General features: G+C 44.3%; 1 pseudogene. It reads left to right on the top strand.

The annotated features are described in order from the left end of the window. Positions 1-210: 210 nt before the first annotated feature. Positions 211-296, top strand: a pseudogene (locus H6B10_RS16040) (DNA-binding response regulator); the annotation flags it as partial.

Raw genomic sequence — 296 nt, 5'->3', positions numbered from 1 at the left:
CGTTGGGCAGCCCCACGATACCTAATTTCATATTGTTTCGCTCCTTTTGGCGTGTTTTCCATCCCTTATTATACACATAAGGCCGCTGCGGCGCAAGAAAAATGCGGCAAAACCGAAGCTTCGTTCTTTTTTTATCCACAATTATACGGTATAATAGAAGCTACAGTGGGGTATCGCAAGGGTGCCCAACGAAAACGGAGGGACAACAACATGGCGAATGAGAAGATTCTGGTTGTAGATGACGATAAAAATATTTGCGAATTGCTGCGTTTGTATCTGGTCAAGGAGGGCTATAA

Origin of the sequence: Gemmiger formicilis (genome assembly GCF_016901605.1) — a bacterium.
Classification (GTDB): Bacteria; Bacillota; Clostridia; order Oscillospirales; family Ruminococcaceae; genus Gemmiger; species Gemmiger formicilis_B.
This window is presented reverse-complemented; position numbering and strand designations above follow the sequence as displayed.